The organism is Saccharomonospora sp., assembly GCF_027317685.1.
GTDB lineage: Bacteria > Actinomycetota > Actinomycetes > Mycobacteriales > Pseudonocardiaceae > Saccharomonospora.
The window spans coordinates 1-16831 of record NZ_DAHVQP010000122.1; the positions used below are offsets into that span (position 1 = coordinate 1).

Here is a 16831-nt window from a genome sequence, read left to right on the forward strand (position 1 = left end):
GTCTGCGGGTTGCGCCGCCAGACCTCATCAGTTGAGGAGAGCAGTGGCAGGCAAAGCCCGCGTACATGAGCTCGCGAAAGAGCTCGGTGTCACGAGCAAGGAAGTACTCGCCAAGCTGAAGGAGCAGGGCGAGTTTGTGAAATCCGCGTCATCCACCGTCGAGGCGCCCGTCGCCCGACGGTTGCGTAACGCGTTTGCGAGTAAGGACGGCCAGGAGGCCGAGAAGGCGTCCGGCAAGGACAAACCCTCGGGTGCGAAGCCGACACCGCCGAGGCGTGGTGAGGCCGCTGCGCCCGCGCCGAAGCCGGCGCCGCCGCAGCCTCAGGCGCAGCAGGCTCCTGCGAAGTCCGAGCAGCCCCCGGTTCCGAAGCCGGGACCGCGTCCGGCTCCGAAGCCCGGGCCGAGGCCTGGGCCGACTCCCAAGCCGGGTGAGCAGGCTCCGGCGGCGAAGGCGACCCCGAAGGACCAGCAGGGTTCCGTCGTTCCGCCGAAGCCGCAGGGTCCGAAGCCCGGTCCGAAGCCCGGCCCGCGCCCGCCGCGTGTCGGCAACAACCCGTTCGGTGTGGGCTCCGGGGCTCCGGCTCCGCGTCCCGCGCCCCCGCGTCCCGGTGGTGGACAGCAGGGTGACCGTGGTCCCCGTCCTGGCGGCGAGCGTCCGGGCGGCTCCAGGGGCGGCGCTCCCGGTGGCAGCCGGCCGCACCCCGGCAACATGCCGCCGCGTCCGAACCCCGGCATGATGCCGTCGCGTCCGCCGCGCCCGGCCGGTGGTCCCGGTGGTCGCGGTGGTGGACCCGGTGGCCGCGGTGGCGGTCCTGGTGGTCGCGGTGGCGCTCCCCGTACCGGTGGGGGCTTCCGTGGCGGACCGGGCGGTGGTCCCGGTGGCGGCGGTTTCCGCGGTGGTCCCGGTGGCGGCGGTTTCCGCGGCGGTCGCGGTGGACCCGGTGGTCGTGGTGGAACCGCTGGTGCCTTCGGACGTCCGGGTGGTCCTTCGCGCAAGGGCCGCAAGTCGAAGCGGCAGAAGCGCCAGGAGTACATGGAGAACATGCAGGCGCCGTCGGTCGGCGGCGTGCGTCTGCCCAAGGGCAACGGCGAGACCATCCGGCTGCCGCGCGGGGCGTCGTTGACCGACTTCGCGGAGAAGATCAACGCGAACCCGGGCTCGCTGGTGCAGGTGCTGTTCCACCTCGGTGAGATGGTCACCGCCACGCAGTCCGTCTCCGAGGACGTGCTGGAACTGCTCGGCTCGGAGATGAACTACAAGGTCCAGGTGGTCAGCCCCGAGGAGGAGGACCGCGAACTGCTCGAGGCGTTCGACATCACCTACGGTGAGGACGTCGGCAGCGAGGAGGACCTGCAGGCCAGGCCGCCGGTGGTGACCGTCATGGGTCACGTCGACCACGGTAAGACCCGCCTGCTGGACACCATCCGGCAGACGAAGGTCGGCGAGGCCGAGGCCGGTGGCATCACCCAGCACATCGGTGCCTACCAGGTCGAGACGGAGGTCGACGGCGAACAGCGCGTCATCACCTTCATCGACACCCCGGGTCACGAGGCGTTCACCGCCATGCGTGCCCGTGGTGCGCAGGCCACCGACATCGCTGTGATCGTGGTCGCGGCCGACGACGGTGTGATGCCGCAGACGGTGGAGGCGATCAACCACGCGCAGGCCGCCAAGGCGCCCATCGTGGTCGCGGTCAACAAGATCGACGTCGAGGGTGCGAACCCGGCGAAGGTCCGCCAGCAGCTCACCGAGTACAACCTGGTGGCCGAGGAGTACGGCGGCGACACGATGTTCGTCGACATCTCGGCCAAGCAGGGCACGAACATCGACGGGCTGCTCGAAGCGATCGTGTTGACCGCCGACGCGGCGCTGGACCTGCGGGCGAACCCGGACATGGAGGCCCAGGGTGTGGCCATCGAGGCGCACCTCGACCGGGGTCGTGGTCCGGTGGCGACGGTGCTGGTGCAGCGCGGAACCCTGCGGATGGGCGACTCGGTCGTCGCCGGTGACGCCTACGGTCGAGTGCGGCGCATGGTGGACGAGTACAACCGGGACGTCACCGAGGCGACCCCGTCGCGGCCGGTCCAGGTCATCGGCTTCACCTCGGTACCGAGGGCCGGTGACACGTTCCTCGTCGTCGAGGAGGACCGGGTGGCCCGGCAGATCGCCGAGCGCCGTCAGGCCCGTATCCGCAACGCCGAGAACGCCGCCAGGCGCAAGCGCGTCAGCCTGGAGGACCTGGACTCCGCGCTGAAGGAGACCAACACCCTCAACCTGATCATCAAGGGCGACAACTCGGGTACCGTCGAGGCGCTCGAGGCGTCCCTGATGCAGATCGACGTCGGCGACGAGGTGGAGCTCAACATCGTCCACCGCGGCGTGGGTGGTGTCACCGAGAGCGACATCGACCTCGCCACGGCGTCCGATGCCATCGTGATCGGGTACAACGTGCGTGCGCAGGGCAAGGCGACCGAGCGTGCCACGCGCGAGGGTGTCGACGTCCGCTACTACACGGTGATCTACCAAGCGATCGAGGAGATCGAGCGCGCCCTGAAGGGCATGCTCAAGCCGGTGTACGAGGAGGTCGACCTCGGTAGTGCCGAGGTCCGCGAGGTGTTCAAGTCCTCGAAGGTCGGCACCATCGCGGGTTGCCTGGTCACCTCGGGCGAGATTCGACGCAACTCCAAGGCACGCCTGTTGCGCGACGGTGTGGTGGTCTCCGAGAACCTGCCGGTCAGCTCGCTGCGGCGGTTCAAGGACGACGTCGTGGAGGTCCGCGAGGGCTTCGAATGCGGTCTCACGCTCGGCAAGTTCTCCGACATCAAGGTCGGTGACGTGATCGAGACGTACGAGCTCCGCGAGAAGCCGCGCGAGTGATGAGTCGGTGGCCGGGTGGGGAAACTCGCCCGGCCACCGTCATCAGCAGGGACGACACCGATGTTCGTCGGCACGTTGGAATTGGATGTGCTGCTCGGCGACGTACGGTCGCTGAAGCAGAAGCGCTCCGCGGTGCGCCCGATCCTCGCCGAGCTACGCAAGCGGTACGAGGTGGCCGTGGCCGAGGTGGGCCACCAGGATCTGTATCGGCGGTCGCTGCTCGGCGTGGCGACGGTGGCCGCTGACGGCGCTCATGTTCGGGACATACTGGACGCGTGTGAGCGTCTCGTCGCGGAGCGCCCGGAGATCGAGCTGTTGTCCGCGCACCGGCGGCTGTTCGGCCCGGATGATTAGAGCATGGTAGGCGGAGAAAAGGGGGTGCGTCGTGGCTGATCGGGCTCGCGCACGAAGGCTGGCCAAGCGGATCGCCCAGATCGTCGCTTCCGCGTTGGAGCACGAGATCAAGGACCCTCGATTGGGCAACGTGACCGTGACCGACGCCAGGGTGACGGGTGATCTGCGCGACGCGACGGTGTATTACACGGTGCTGGGGGACAGTCTCGACGACGCACCGGACTTCGCGGGCGCCGCCGCCGCTTTGGAATCGGCGCGTGGTGTGCTTCGGACGAAGGTCGGGCAGGGCACCGGTGTGCGTTACACGCCGACGTTGACGTTCGTGCCGGATCAGTTGCCGCAGGATGCCCGGCACATCGACGAGCTGTTGGCGAAGGCCAGGGAAGCCGATGCGGAGGTAGCACGACGGGCCACGGGAGCCAAACCCGCGGGTGAGGCTGATCCGTATCGGGTGAAGGAGACGGACGAGGACGAGGACACGGACGAGCAGCGCTGAGGTCCTGCGGTTCCGCGGTTCTGCGTTCTCGTTCGTCCTGGCGAGCGCGGCCTTCAGGTCCCTCGCCGGGTGAGCGGTCGATGACGCGGGGCCTCGGCTACTCCGCATCATCACCGAGGTCCTGTGCCAGGGCGGTCGTGACGCGGTCGACCCGGCTGAATCCCTCGTCCACCAGCTCGTCATCGCCGAGTCCGTCGATGGTGTTCCACATGCGCGTGACGACGTGTTCCGGCACGTGCCGATGTTCGGGCCGGGCGGCGTTGCGTTCCAGACAGACGTCCAGTGGGGCCCACACGACCAAGGCCGTGGCGGGAGCGCCGTGTTCTCCGGCGAGACGTAGCCAGCGGACGCGATCGCGGCGACGGGCGCCCGTGCCGTCGATCGCTACCGGTCGAGCGGCGGCCAGATTCTCGTGAAGATGCTGTGCGACGTAGGCGAAGGCGGCGGGAGTGGCCCTCTGGTCGCCTTCGTGCTCACCGCGGATGGCGCGTGCTTCGTCCAACGACAACACGGCGATCCCATCGGCCGCCAGGGAACGGGCCACGGTGGACTTGCCCGCACCGGGCGCGCCGATCAGGACGGTGACCGTGGCGATCGGATACACCGATGTCGTCTACCCGCCGGGCCGGAATCCGTACCCCGCCCTTCGCAGGCCGAACGTCGAGGGCGGTCACGCCCGGCACAGGTCCTTCGCGCCGAGTGACGGTCATTTCCGGGCGATGACCACGTCGCGCACGATGGCGTGGTCGACCCGGTGTTTGAGGTCGTCGTAGCCGGGGCCGGTGACCACGGTGAGTCCCGCGCGGTCGAGGAGATCGACGAGTTTCTCGCGCGCCAGTACGTAGGTGTTGTAGGAGATGCCCATCGCGCCACCCGGACGCAGCACGCGAGTCCACACCGGGATGGCAGCGGCGAGCAGTTCGTAGGGGCTGCGAGCCAGGGAGTCGTCCTGTGCGCGGCTGCCGTGTTGCACGCCGTACGGCGCGTCCGTCGCGATCAGGTCCACCGACTCGGGGCGGAGGAGCTCGTCGGTGCGCAACGTGTCGGTGTTGTAGTAGGTGAGTCGGCGGGTGTCACCCGCCTTGTACTCCTCCTTGGTGGCGCCGTACTCGATGTCGAGCCGTTGCCCCAGCCGCACCTTGTTGCGTCGTAACACCCCGGACTGTGCCGTGTGCTTGAGGCGCTTGCTTCGCAGCCACGTCTTGATGAACCGCTCGTAGGCGTCGAAATCCTTGGCCGCGACCTCGATGCCCGTGGCATGGAAGCCGTACATCATCGCCTGGTTCAACACGGTGCCCCGACCGCACAGCGGATCGAGCACGTGCAGGGCCCGGCCGAACGGGTCGGACGCCCATCGGGACGCGAGCACCGTCAGGTTCACAAGGAGTTGGGTGAACTGTTCGTTGGTCTTGCCCGGGTACTTCTGAATGGTGAGCAGGTCGGAGTCGAATCGCGCCACGGGCGTCATCGGCAGGGGGCGCAGCAGCTCGCCGGTCACCTCGAACAGCGCGTACGCCGACGACACGTTCGACAACGTCTCGATGTCGCTGTCGTTCAACGGCCGGTCGGTGGTCAGGGTGACGTAGTCGACGCCGCCGATCTCCCGGACGTCCGTTCCGGTCAGGGAGGCCGACACCAACGTGGACGCGAACGCCGACAGCTCTGCTCTGACCAGCTCGGGCGCGGTGTCGGTGTAGACGCGGTTGGCGGAGGGAAGGATGAGAATCGCGTACTCGGGCATTGTCGAATCAGCTTAGCCGAGCCGAAGCACGGCCTTAGCCGACGCTCTATTGATTACGCTGGCCCGACGTGACCGACCTGATGCCGCAACGTGTGCCCGCCCGTGAGGTGTGGCGGCTCGCCGTTCCCGCGCTGGGTGTGCTGGCAGCCGAACCTCTCTATGTCCTGGTGGACACGGCCGTAGTCGGCCATCTGGGTGCGCTGCCGCTGGCGGGACTCGCTCTCGGCGGCACTCTGTTGTCGCTGGTGTCCACGCAGCTGACCTTCCTGTCCTACGGGACCACGTCGCGTACGGCGCGTCTGCACGGTGCGGGCCGGCGCGCCGATGCCGTGGGGGAGGGCGTGCAGGCCACGTGGCTGGCGCTCGCCGTCGGGCTCGTGGTGCTGGCCGTGGGACAGCTCGTGGCCGAACCGGTCGCCAGACTGATGTCGGGTGACCCGGACGTGGCGGAGCAGACGGTGTCGTGGCTGCGCATCGCCCTGTGCGGCACGCCGATGATCCTCGTCACGATGGCCGGTAACGGCTGGATGCGCGGTGTTCAGGACGCCGCGCGCCCGTTGCGGTACGTCCTCGCGGGTAACGCGCTGTCGGCCGTGCTGTGTCCCGTACTCGTGTATCCGGTGGGCTGGGGGCTGGAGGGCTCGGCCGTCGCCAACGTGGTGGCCCAGACGGTGTCGGCGAGTCTGTTCCTCCGGGCACTGGTCCGCGAGGGCGTCTTCCGGCGCCCACGGCCCTCGGTGATGTGGGCGCAGCTGCGGCTCGGCCGCGACCTCGTTCTCCGCAGCCTGGCGTTCCAGGCCTGCTTCCTGTCGGCGACGACCGTGGCGGCCCGCACGTCCACCGAGGCCGTCGGCGCCCACCAGGTGGTGTGGCAGCTGTGGACGTTCCTGTCACTGGTGCTGGATTCGGTGGCCATCGCCGCGCAGTCGTTGATCGGCGCGGCACTCGGTGCGCGCGACTCCCGACGTGCTCGCGGCATCGCCTCGCAGATCACCTCCTACGGGCTCGTCTTCGGCTGTGTGCTGGGAGTGGTGTTCGCCGCTGCCTACCCGGTGCTGCCGACGCTGTTCACCACCGACGCGGGTGTGCTCGCCGCCATTCCTCACGCGTGGTGGTTCTTCGTCGCGTTGCAACCGGTCGCGGGAGTGGTGTTCGCACTGGACGGCGTGCTCCTCGGCGCGGGCGATGCCAGGTTCCTCCGTAACGCCACGCTCGGCAGTGCCGTGCTCGGCTACCTGCCGTTGACCTGGTTGTCGTTGGCGTCCGGCTGGGGGCTCGCCGGTATCTGGACCGGCCTGTCGTTGTTCATGGTGTTGCGTATGGGGTTCGTGCTGGCCCGATGGCGGTCGGGAGGCTGGGCCGTGATGGGTGCTGTTCGGACGTGAGCGCGAGTGTGGGCAATCACACGAAGATCACGGGTAAGTATCGAAGATGCTTAGGCGATACAACTAACAGGGCCCCATCGGCGTGGTGCCCTCGGCCGTCTTCCGTGTCCTTCGACGCCGCTCACACTACCGCCGTCAGCACTGGGGAGGAGATTTTTTGTCGTCCCGGCCTACCACGACCTCGCCTTCCACGTCTTCGAGGGCGTGGTTGATCTGGTTGACCGCGGCTTTCGTCTACGTTCTCGCGGTTTTCCACCGCACGTCGCTCGGGGTCGCGGGCCTCGACGCCGCTGAACGATTCGGAGTCGGTTCCGCTGCGCTGTCCGCGTTCACCGTCCTCCAGATCGGTGTGTACGCGGCCATGCAGGTGCCCACCGGGTTGTTGGTCGACCGTTTCGGGCCGCGTCGGGTGCTCCTCGGTGCCTTGTTCTTCCTCGGGCTCGGGCAGGTGCTGCTCGCGGTGGCCCACACCTACGCCGTCGCGCTCGTCGCGCGCGGTGTGCTCGGACTCGGGGACGCGCTCACGTTCGTCTCCGTGCTGCGACTCGCGGCCAACCATTTCCCCGGCCGGCAGTACATGCTGGTCACAGCGTTGACCGGCGCGCTCGGGTTCGTGGGTAACCTCGCCGCCACCCTGCCGCTGACGTTGTTGCTCGCGGGGCCTGGCTGGACACCCACCTTCCTGGTCGCCGGGTTGGTGACTCTCGCTTTCACCGTCGTGGTGACACTGCAGGTCCGTGACACGCCCACCGCTCGAACCGCTGCGGCGCCCACGGCGTCGGTCTCCGAGGTGTTCGCACAGCTGCGTGTCGCATTGCGGGTGCCGGGGACCCGACTCGGTTTCTGGACCCACTTCTCCGCGCCGTTTGCCCAGAACGTCATGGTGCTGCTGTGGGGTGTGCCTTTCCTCGTGGACGGTCAGGGTTACTCGGCCACGACGGCCAGCTCCCTGCTGATGGTGTTCGTGATCGGCGCGATGGTCAGTGGCCCGATACTCGGAGGGTTCGTCGGGCGTAGGCCCGAGCTGCGGATACCGCTTGTCCTGACCTACCTCGCGGCCACCGGCGTCACGTGGGTGGTGTTGTTGAGCTGGCCGGGACGACTGCCCGTGGCCGTGCTGATCCCCGCGTTCGCCGTCCTGTCGCTGGGAGGACCGTTCTCCACGATCGGGTTCGCGTTGGCGCGGGATTACAACCCGTTGCCGCGGGTCGGTACCGCCACCGGGATCGTCAACGTCGGCGGGTTCGTGGCCACCACGGTGGTGTCCCTGCTGATCGGCGTTCTGCTGGAGGCCACGGGCGGTAACTACCGGCTCGCGCTGTCGACGATGGTGGTCGTACTCGTTTTCGGGGCGTGGCGGATCAGCGTGTGGTGGTTGCGGACCCGTGCGGCCGTGTTCGCAGCCGAGGAAAGGGGCGAGTCGGTGCCCGTGCAGCTGCGCAGGCACAGCTGGGACTCCGCTGACTCCGCCGACTCCGCTGCCGTCGCTTCGGGACGCGTATCGACGTCGGCGTGAACGGCCCCGACCGCCGTCGGTGACCGGGTGCCACCGGGCGGCGGTTACAGTGCGAGCGTGTCTGCCCAAGCCCCACCCCCCGGACTGTTGATCGTCGACAAGCCCGGCGGGATGACCTCGCACGACGTGGTCGCCAAGGCCCGCCGCTTCCTGCGCACCCGCAAGATCGGACACGCGGGAACCCTCGACCCGATGGCCACCGGGGTGCTCGTGTTGGGCGTGGAGCGCGCCACGAAACTGCTCGGGCACCTGGCGCTGGATCGCAAGACCTACCTCGCCACGATCGTCCTCGGCTCCTCCACCACCACCGACGATGCCGAGGGGGAGACCACGTCGCGTACCGATGCCTCCCGCGTGGAGGACTCCGACATCGCCGCGGAGATCACGGCCCTGACGGGCGACATCCTGCAAAAGCCCAGCGCGGTGAGTGCGGTGAAGGTGGACGGCAAACGCGCCTACGCCCGTGTGCGAGCGGGGGAGGAGGTCGATCTGCTCGCCCGGCCCGTCACAGTGCATCGGTTCGACTTGCTCGCCACCCGACGGGAGGGTGAACGGGTGGAGCTCGACGTGATGGTGGACTGTTCGTCGGGCACGTACGTGCGGGCATTGGCGCGCGACCTGGGCGCGGCGCTCGGGGTCGGTGGCCATCTCGCGGCGTTGCGACGCACGTCGGTGGGCCCCTTCACCCTGGCGCGGGCCCGCTCCCTCGACGACGTCGAACGTGCTCCGGGGCTGTCGTTGAGACTGGCCGAGGCCGTGGCGGCCGCGTTCCCCCGTGCCGACGTCGACGCCCCTGTCGCGAACGCGATCCGACACGGGCAGCGCATTCCCGCGGCCGGAATCGACGGCACCTACGGCGTGTTCGGCCCCGAAGGTCGCGTGCTCGCTCTGGCGCAGGACACCGGCCGGGTGGCCAAGCCCGTGGTCGTCCTCGACCCCGCCTGAGAACTCCGCGGCCATGCCCTCCGGAGAAAGACCGGTGTCGGGCGGGATACCCTGCACCACGTGCAGCGATGGCGTGGTGTGGCGGACCTTCCCGGCGACTGGGGCCGGTGCGTGGTCACGATCGGCGTGTTCGACGGCGTGCATAAAGGGCATCAGGCGCTGATCGGCCAGACGGTGAGAACGGCTCGGCAGCGGGGCCTGCCCAGCGTGATGCTCACCTTCGACCCGCATCCGACGGAGGTGGTGCGCCCGGGAAGTCGCCCCGCTCAGCTCACGACGCTCACCCGCAAGGCCGAGCTGGTGGAGCAGCTCGGTATCGACGTTTTCGCCGTGCTGCCGTTCACCCCGGAACTCTCGCGGCTTTCTCCCGAGGAGTTTGTCCGCGAGATCCTCGTCGACCGGCTGCACGCCGCCACCGTCATCGTCGGGGAGGACTTCCGGTTCGGCCACAAGGCCGAGGGCACTGTGGAGACCCTGCGAGCGCTCGGCAAGCGGTTCGGGTTCACCGCGCACGAGGCGACGTTGGAGGGGCGTCCCGTACCTGAGGACGGTGGAAACTCCGAGATCGCCTACTCGTCCACCTACGTACGGTCGTGTATCGACGCCGGTGACGTGGTCGCCGCGGCCGAGGCACTCGGCAGACCACACCGCCTGGAGGGCATCGTCGTGCGCGGTGAGGGACGTGGTCGCGACCTCGGCTTCCCCACCGCGAACCTGTCCCTGCCGCCGCATTCGGCCGTTCCCGCCGACGGCGTGTACACGTGCTGGTTCGTCCGTCAGGGGCATGAGCAGGAACCGTTGCCGTCGGCTGTGTCCGTCGGTACCAATCCGACCTTCTCCGGCCGCGAGCGGACCGTGGAGGCGTTCGTGCTCGACTTCGACGCCGACCTCTACGGGCAACAGGTGGCCCTCGATTTCGTCACTCGGCTGCGAGGCCAGATCACGTTCGACACTCCCGAGAAGCTCGTCGAGCAGATCGCCGACGACGTGGCGCGTACGCGGGAGATTCTGCGTCGGTGACAGCGCATCGCGTATGAGCGCGTCCGAGCCGGATGCGAATGCGAACGCCTTGCCGGTTTCGCCCCATTGGGCGACCGGACCTGACAAGATGCTGGCACAGGCCGGTGATGTGCCGGTCGGGGTCGTGGAGGGGAGCAAGCTCAGCCGTGGATGACCACAAGATCGTCCAGCGGAACATCGCGTTGCAGCGCGAGTGGTACGGCGAACCGCTCGGTGATCGCGTGCGGAGGCTTGTGGTCGCTTTCGACGTCTCGCAGGCGTATCTCGCCGAGGTCCTGGGTATCAGCGCGCCCATGTTGAGTCAGGTGATGAGTGGGCGGCGGGCGAAGATCGGTAACCCGGTCGTCCTGGCTCGGCTCATCATGCTCGAACGCAAGGTTCTGACGCCGGAGGTCGCGGCGGGCAGCAAGGAGGCCATCCGCGCGGCGTTGGAGGACGTCAAGGCTTCCCGTCCCACGGTGAACAGGGATAACTTCCCCGTCGGCGTCGGCCCCGACGAGACCGCCGTACTGGCGGCACTACGGGAGATCGCCGAAGAGGAGATCCTGCTCGACGCCGCGGAACGGTTGGACGCCGACTTCCCCGCGATCGCCGATCTTCTACGGAGGGCGGGGAAGACGCAGTAGATGTCGGATCCGGCTCGGCTGTTCGCCGCGGTGACGCCGTCCCCGAAGGTGGTCTCGGCGCTGCGGGAGGAGTTGGATCGTCACTTGCTCGAGCGAGGTCCGCTGCGCTGGGTCGAGACTCCGCAGTGGCACATCACGCTCGGTTTCTACGGTAAGGACGACCCCGATGGCAGGGTGTCGTGGCTGCGGCCTCGCCTGGCCGGGCTGAGCGCACCCACGGTGCGTTTGGTGGGGGCGGGGTCGTTTTCCGGGGTACTGTGGATCGGGGTCCGGGAACACGGGTTGACCGAGGTGGCCGAGGAGATCCGGCCGGAAGGGCAGACGCGACCGTTTCACCCCCATCTGACGTTGGCACGGGGCAGGGCGTCCGGTGCGATCGACGCGATCGAGCGGTGGCGGCGCCGGCTCGCCGAGTTCGAGAGCCCGGAGTGGACCGCCGCCGAGGTGGTGTTGTTCCGCAGTGATCGGGTCGAGGACGGCCGCCGGGCCGGCCCCCGGTACAGCGTGGTCGAGCGGTTCCCTCTCGACGCGCCGGGATGACCGTGTACGAGCGCGGTGGCGAGATGCTGCTGATACGCTCGATAGATGAGTCCGGCTGTGGTCCGTGGCGGCCGGTACTTGCGAGCAATGACGACACGGGACAAGTTCGAGGAGTGAACGCGTGGCTCTGACCACCGAGGAGAAGAAGGCGATTCTGTCCGAGTACGGTCTGCACGAGACCGACACGGGATCGCCCGAGGCGCAGGTGGCCCTGCTGACGAAGCGGATCACCGGTCTCACCGAGCACCTCAAGGTGCACAAGCAGGACCACCATTCGCGTCGTGGTCTGTTGCTGTTGGTCGGCCGTCGTCGCCGACTGCTCAACTACCTCATGCGAGTGGATATCGCGCGGTACCGTTCGCTGATTCAGCGACTCGGCCTCCGCCGATGACAGGCTCCGAGGGGGCGTGACCCGCCTGGGTCGCGCCCCCTCGGTACAAGAAAGCAAGACCATGGGTGAGCGCACCGATACGCGAGGACGCCGTAGCCGGTCCTCGGTAGTGGCCGCCGGGGCACATCCCCGCCGGCTTCGATCGATGACCGGCCTCGTACCTCGCGTAGCCCCGAGGAGCGGGGCGGCGTTCGTCCGGATGTACGAGGAGTAACACACAGTCATGACTGACGTCAGCGGCAATGCCACACAGGCCGTGCACGAGACAGAAGCCGTTATCGACAACGGGCGGTTCGGCCAGCGCACGGTCCGGTTCGAGACGGGCAGACTCGCCCGGCAAGCGGCCGGGTCCGTCGTCGCGTACCTGGACGACGAGACGATGCTGTTGTCCGCCACCACCGCGTCCAAGCAGCCCAAGGAGCAGTTCGACTTCTTCCCGCTGACGGTCGACGTCGAGGAGCGGATGTACGCGGCCGGTCGTATCCCCGGTGCGTTCTTCCGTCGCGAAGGTCGCCCGTCCACCGACGCGATCCTGACCTGCCGGCTCATCGACCGCCCGCTGCGGCCGTCGTTCGCCGACGGATTGCGCAACGAGATTCAGATCGTCGTCACCGTGCAGAGCCTGCACCCGGACGACCCTTACGACGTGCTCGCCATCAACGCGGCGTCGGCGTCCACCCAGATCGGTGGTCTGCCGTTCTCCGGTCCCATCGGTGGGGTGCGGCTCGCGTTGATCGACGGCGAGTGGGTCGCCTTCCCGACCTGGTCGCAGCTGGAGCGCGCCACGTTCAACATGGTCGTGGCGGGCCGCATCGTGGGCGACCGTCCCGAGGACGTCGCGATCATGATGGTCGAGGCGGAGGGCACCGAGAACACCCTCGACCTCGTCGCGAACGGTGCCACCGCTCCCACCGAGAAGACCGTGGCCGAGGGCCTGGACGCCGCCAAGCCGTTCATCCGCGTGCTGTGCGAGGCGCAGCAGCGGCTCGCCGACGTGGCGGCCAAGCCGGTGGGTGAGTTCCCGCTGTTCCCGGCCTACGAGCAGGATGCCTACGACGCGGTCGCGGCCATCGCCACCGACGACCTCACCAAGGCGCTCACGATCGCGGGCAAGCAGGAGCGCGAGGACGCCCTCGACGAGATCAAGAACACCGTGCTCGAGCGTGTCGGCGTCGGTGAGGGCGAGGCGTTCGAGGGCCGTGAGAAGGAGATCGGTGCCGCGTTCCGTGCCCTGACCAAGAAGCTGATCCGCCAGCGCATCCTGCGCGACAAGGTGCGTATCGACGGCCGGGGCGTGACGGACATCCGGCAGCTGGCCGCCGAGGTGTCGGTGGTGCCCAGGGCACATGGCTCGGCACTGTTCGAACGCGGTGAGACCCAGATCCTGGGGGTCACCACGCTCAACATGCTCCGGATGGAGCAGCAGCTCGACACCCTGTCGCCGGAGACGACGAAGCGTTTCCTGCACCACTACAACTTCCCGCCGTACTCCACCGGCGAGACGGGTCGAGTGGGTACACCGAAGCGCCGCGAGATCGGTCACGGCATGCTCGCCGAGCGTGCGCTCGTGCCCGTGGTGCCGAAGCGCGACGAGTTCCCGTACGCCATTCGGCAGGTCTCCGAGGCTCTGGGTTCGAACGGGTCCACCTCGATGGGCTCGGTGTGCGCGTCCACGATGAGCCTGCTCAACGCCGGGGTGCCGCTGAAGGCGCCGGTGGCGGGTATCGCCATGGGCCTGGTGTCCGACGAGGTCGAGAACGAGGCCGGCGAGATCGAGGTCCGTTACGTGGCACTCACCGACATCCTCGGTGCGGAGGACGCCTTCGGTGACATGGACTTCAAGGTCGCGGGCACCAGGGACATCATCACCGCGCTGCAGCTGGACACGAAGCTCGACGGCATCCCGTCCGACGTGCTCGCCTCGGCGCTGAACCAGGCCCGCGACGCTCGGTTGACGATCCTGGACGTCATGTCCGAGGCCATCGACGGCCCGGACGAGATGAGCCCGTACGCGCCGCGCGTGACGAGCCTGAAGGTGCCGGTCGACAAGATCGGCGAGGTCATCGGCCCGAAGGGCAAGATGATCAACTCGATCACCGAGGAGACCGGGGCCGACATCTCCATCGAGGACGACGGCACGATCTACGTCGGTGCCTCCGACGGTCCGTCGGCCGACGCCGCCATCGAGAAGATCAACGCCATCGCCAATCCGCAGCTGCCGAAGGTCGGTGAGCGATACCTCGGCACCGTGGTGAAGACGGCGGCCTTCGGTGCGTTCGTGTCGTTGCTGCCCGGCCGGGACGGCTTGGTGCACATCTCCAAGTTGGGTAACGGCAAGCGGGTGGCCAAGGTCGAGGACGTGGTGCACGTCGGCGACAAACTGCGGGTGGAGATCGCCGACATCGACAGCCGCGGCAAGATCAGCCTCGTCCTCGTCCCTGACGAGGATGAGGAGGGCGAGGCTGCCGGGTCCGCCGAGTCTGCCACGGACAAGCCCTCGTCCCCGGAGGAGTCCTCCGAGCAGGACAAGCCCGCGAAGGCGAGCAAGGGCGAGAAGGGGCCGAGGTCCGACCGGCCGCGTCAGCGCACTCGCCGCGGCGGGCGCAGCCGCGGCGGCGACAAGGGTGGCCGCAGCGAGAAGTCGGAGCAGCAGGCTGACGCCAAGGACACCGCGTCGGCCAGCGGCCCCGCCGACCTCGAGTAACGCATACCCACGGAACACAATCCAGCACGGACTGACTCGAACGGCCCGTCGCCGACCCACTGCGGAGGCGACGGGCCGTTCGGGCGAGGTGAGTCGACGAAGTCATGGCGCGACAGATTGCCGGACACCTGCAACCGATCGGTTCCACCCGAACACTGGACCCGGGTATGAACTTCGGTGTCGTGAAGCGCACCGTGCTTCCCGGAGGGTTGCGCGTCATCACCGAGTCGGTATCCGGTGTGCGATCCGCGACGGTGGGGCTGTGGGTGGGGGTCGGTTCTCGCGACGAACGGCCTCCTCTCGCAGGCGCGGCTCACTATCTCGAACATCTGCTGTTCAAGGCCACCGCTCGACGCGACGCCACGCAGATCGCGGAGGAGATCGACGCGGTCGGCGGTGAGATGAACGCTTTCACCGCCAAGGAGCACACCTGTTTCTACGCTCAGGTGCTCGACGACGATCTGGCTTTGGCGGTGGATCTCGTCACCGACGTCGTGTTCGAAGCGACGTGCTCGGACGCCGATGTGGACCTCGAACGTCGCGTGGTGCTCGAAGAGATCGCCATGCGCGACGACGATCCCGAGGACCTGTTGCACGAGACGTTCATGGAAACGATCATGCCGGGACATCCGCTCGGCCGGTCGATCCTCGGCACCGAACACTCCATCCTGGAGATGACCCCGTCGGCGCTGCGCGGCTTCTATCGCAAGTACTACCAGCCACAACGGATGGTGCTGGCGGTGGCGGGCAACGTCGAACACCGGGACGTGGTCCGCATGGTGAAGGCGGCGTTGCGTGATCGGTTGTCCGGTTCGGACGCGCCGCGACCACCGAGGAGCGGGCGAGCCCGGTTCGCTCGCTCGGTACGGCCCGTGCTGTGCAAACACGACACCGAACAGGCACACCTGATGGTGGGGGTGCGGACACCGGGCAGGCATGACGAGCGTCGGTACCCGCTGTCGGTGCTCAACGCCGTACTCGGCGGCGGGATGAGTTCCCGCCTGTTCCAGGAAGTCCGGGAACGGCGCGGGCTCGCTTACCAGGTGTATTCGTCGGTGACGGCCTACGCCGATGCGGGCCATCTCGATGTCTACGTGGGTTGTCAACCCGATCGGCTCGGCGAGGTCGCCGGAGTGGTGGGCGAGATGCTCACGGAGCTCGCCGAGCACGGTGTGACCGATGCCGAGGTGACCAGGGCGAAGGGCCAACTGCGGGGCGGGCTCGTCCTGGGCTTGGAGGACACCGCGTCCCGCATGTTCCGGCTCGGTGAGAACGAACTCTATTACGGTCATTACCGCAGCGTGAGCGACACGGTGGCGCGCATCGACGCTGTCACAGCCGAGGACGTGACGACGTTGGCTCGCACATTGCTGCGGCGGACCGACGGCCGCTCAGCGGTCGTCGTGGTCGGGCCGTACGCTCACACCGACGACCTTCCCGACGAACTGCGCGAGGTGATGGCATGACGCGGGTATCCGCAGGCGGCGAGAACGCCGCGATCAAGGTTGGCGTGCTCGGGGCGCGCGGCCGAATGGGCGCCGAGGTCGTCAAGGCTGTGGAAGCCGATCCCGGGATGACCGTGGTCGCGGCGGTGGACTCCGGTGACGACTGGGCCGCTTTGACAACGGCCGACGTGGTCGTCGACTTCACTCGCCCCGACGTGGTGATGGACAACCTGCGGTTCGCTGTGGACCACGGCCTTCACGCCGTGGTCGGCACGAGCGGGTTCACCGACGAACGTATCGAGACCCTCACCGGCTGGCTGGCCGAGAAACCGGACCTGGGCGTGTTGATCGCCCCGAACTTCGCGCTCGGGGCGGTACTCGCCATGCGCTTCGCTCAACAGGCCGCGCGTTTCTACGACTCGGCGGAAGTGGTGGAGTTGCATCACAACCGCAAGGTCGACGCACCGTCGGGTACGGCCGCGCACACCGCCCGGCTGATCTCGGAAGCTCGTGCCGAGGCGGGCAGGGGCCCGGGTGAGGACGCCACGACGTCCGAGCTCGACGGCGCGCGTGGCGCCGACGTGGACGGGGTACGTGTCCACTCGGTGCGGCTGCCCGGACTCGTGGCTCACGAAGAGATCCTGTTCGGTGCCCAGGGTGAGACATTGACCATCCGGCACGATTCGGTCGACCGCACGTCGTTCATGCCGGGTGTTCTGCTGGGCGTGCGTTCGGTGCTCACTCGACCGGGGCTGACGGTCGGCCTCGAACACGTGCTGGACTTGTGACG

15 protein-coding genes are annotated in these 16831 nt (G+C 68.2%); 13 read left to right on the forward strand and 2 right to left on the reverse strand.

Annotated features, from left to right (window positions below):
• The first annotated feature begins 43 nt into the window (after positions 1-43).
• The 3 genes from infB to rbfA are packed head-to-tail and all read left to right on the forward strand — an operon-like array spanning position 44 to position 3728.
• On the forward strand, positions 44-2878 hold the full coding sequence (infB, locus tag M7H19_RS14130; RefSeq protein WP_298181423.1) for a translation initiation factor IF-2: 2835 nt from the start codon (positions 44-46) through the stop codon (positions 2876-2878).
• Positions 2879-2938: 60 nt separating this feature from the next.
• Complete coding sequence (locus tag M7H19_RS14135; RefSeq protein ID WP_298181426.1) at positions 2939-3232, forward strand: DUF503 domain-containing protein; 294 nt, start codon at positions 2939-2941, stop codon at positions 3230-3232.
• Between the two features lie 31 nt (positions 3233-3263).
• Complete coding sequence (gene rbfA / locus M7H19_RS14140; RefSeq protein ID WP_298181429.1) at positions 3264-3728, forward strand: 30S ribosome-binding factor RbfA; 465 nt, start codon at positions 3264-3266, stop codon at positions 3726-3728.
• A 97-nt stretch (positions 3729-3825) separates the two neighbouring features.
• Here the strand turns inward: rbfA and M7H19_RS14145 are convergent, their stop codons facing one another.
• Together M7H19_RS14145 and M7H19_RS14150 are read right to left on the reverse strand one after the other, a co-directional pair.
• Entirely contained in the window at positions 3826-4332 is a 507-nt protein-coding gene (locus tag M7H19_RS14145) for an ATP-binding protein (protein ID WP_298181432.1), read from the reverse strand.
• Positions 4333-4434: 102 nt separating this feature from the next.
• Positions 4435-5469 (reverse strand): SAM-dependent methyltransferase, encoded by a 1035-nt coding sequence (locus M7H19_RS14150; protein ID WP_298181443.1) that lies wholly within the window; start codon positions 5467-5469, stop codon positions 4435-4437.
• A 68-nt stretch (positions 5470-5537) separates the two neighbouring features.
• Between M7H19_RS14150 and M7H19_RS14155 the strand changes: the two genes are divergently transcribed.
• The 10 genes from M7H19_RS14155 to dapB all read left to right on the forward strand — a co-directional run bounded on the left by M7H19_RS14155 (position 5538) and on the right by dapB (position 16829).
• Complete coding sequence (locus M7H19_RS14155; protein ID WP_298181445.1) at positions 5538-6854, forward strand: MATE family efflux transporter; 1317 nt, start codon at positions 5538-5540, stop codon at positions 6852-6854.
• A 157-nt stretch (positions 6855-7011) separates the two neighbouring features.
• Positions 7012-8370 (forward strand): MFS transporter, encoded by a 1359-nt coding sequence (locus M7H19_RS14160; protein ID WP_298181447.1) that lies wholly within the window; start codon positions 7012-7014, stop codon positions 8368-8370.
• 57 nt (positions 8371-8427) lie between these two features.
• Complete coding sequence (gene truB, locus M7H19_RS14165) at positions 8428-9315, forward strand: tRNA pseudouridine(55) synthase TruB (RefSeq protein ID WP_298181449.1); 888 nt, start codon at positions 8428-8430, stop codon at positions 9313-9315.
• A 60-nt stretch (positions 9316-9375) separates the two neighbouring features.
• Positions 9376-10335: a bifunctional riboflavin kinase/FAD synthetase gene (locus M7H19_RS14170; protein WP_298181451.1), complete on the forward strand. Its 960-nt coding sequence runs from the start codon at positions 9376-9378 to the stop codon at positions 10333-10335.
• A 146-nt stretch (positions 10336-10481) separates the two neighbouring features.
• Positions 10482-10961 carry a helix-turn-helix transcriptional regulator gene (locus M7H19_RS14175; protein ID WP_298181454.1) on the forward strand — a complete coding sequence of 160 codons (480 nt, stop codon included), beginning with the start codon at positions 10482-10484 and terminating at the stop codon, positions 10959-10961.
• Positions 10962-11501 carry an RNA 2',3'-cyclic phosphodiesterase gene (thpR, locus tag M7H19_RS14180; protein WP_298181456.1) on the forward strand — a complete coding sequence of 180 codons (540 nt, stop codon included), beginning with the start codon at positions 10962-10964 and terminating at the stop codon, positions 11499-11501. It begins immediately after the preceding gene.
• A gap of 121 nt (positions 11502-11622) precedes the next feature.
• Positions 11623-11892, forward strand: a complete 270-nt coding sequence (gene rpsO / locus M7H19_RS14185; RefSeq protein ID WP_298181458.1) for a 30S ribosomal protein S15 — start codon at positions 11623-11625, stop codon at positions 11890-11892.
• Positions 11893-12115: 223 nt separating this feature from the next.
• The gene (locus M7H19_RS14190) at positions 12116-14596 is read left to right on the forward strand and encodes a polyribonucleotide nucleotidyltransferase (RefSeq protein ID WP_298181460.1); all 2481 of its coding nucleotides are present in this window, start codon (positions 12116-12118) and stop codon (positions 14594-14596) included.
• Positions 14597-14700: 104 nt separating this feature from the next.
• Positions 14701-16062, forward strand: a complete 1362-nt coding sequence (locus tag M7H19_RS14195) for a pitrilysin family protein (protein WP_298181462.1) — start codon at positions 14701-14703, stop codon at positions 16060-16062.
• Positions 16059-16829 (forward strand): 4-hydroxy-tetrahydrodipicolinate reductase, encoded by a 771-nt coding sequence (gene dapB / locus M7H19_RS14200; protein ID WP_298181464.1) that lies wholly within the window; start codon positions 16059-16061, stop codon positions 16827-16829. Before M7H19_RS14195 ends, dapB begins: the two co-directional genes overlap by 4 nt.
• Positions 16830-16831: the final 2 nt, after the last annotated feature.

Bases quoted from the DNA above. Each gene is read 5' to 3' on its own strand.
- M7H19_RS14135 (WP_298181426.1), top strand. From the start codon at position 2,939: ATGTTCGTCGGCACGTTGGAATTGGATGTGCTGCTCGGCGACGTACGG.
- M7H19_RS14150 (WP_298181443.1), bottom strand. From the start codon at position 5,469: ATGCCCGAGTACGCGATTCTCATCCTTCCCTCCGCCAACCGCGTCTAC.
- thpR (WP_298181456.1), top strand. From the start codon at position 10,962: ATGTCGGATCCGGCTCGGCTGTTCGCCGCGGTGACGCCGTCCCCGAAG.
- M7H19_RS14190 (WP_298181460.1), top strand. From the start codon at position 12,116: ATGACTGACGTCAGCGGCAATGCCACACAGGCCGTGCACGAGACAGAA.
- M7H19_RS14195 (WP_298181462.1), top strand. From the start codon at position 14,701: ATGGCGCGACAGATTGCCGGACACCTGCAACCGATCGGTTCCACCCGA.
- dapB (WP_298181464.1), top strand. From the start codon at position 16,059: ATGACGCGGGTATCCGCAGGCGGCGAGAACGCCGCGATCAAGGTTGGC.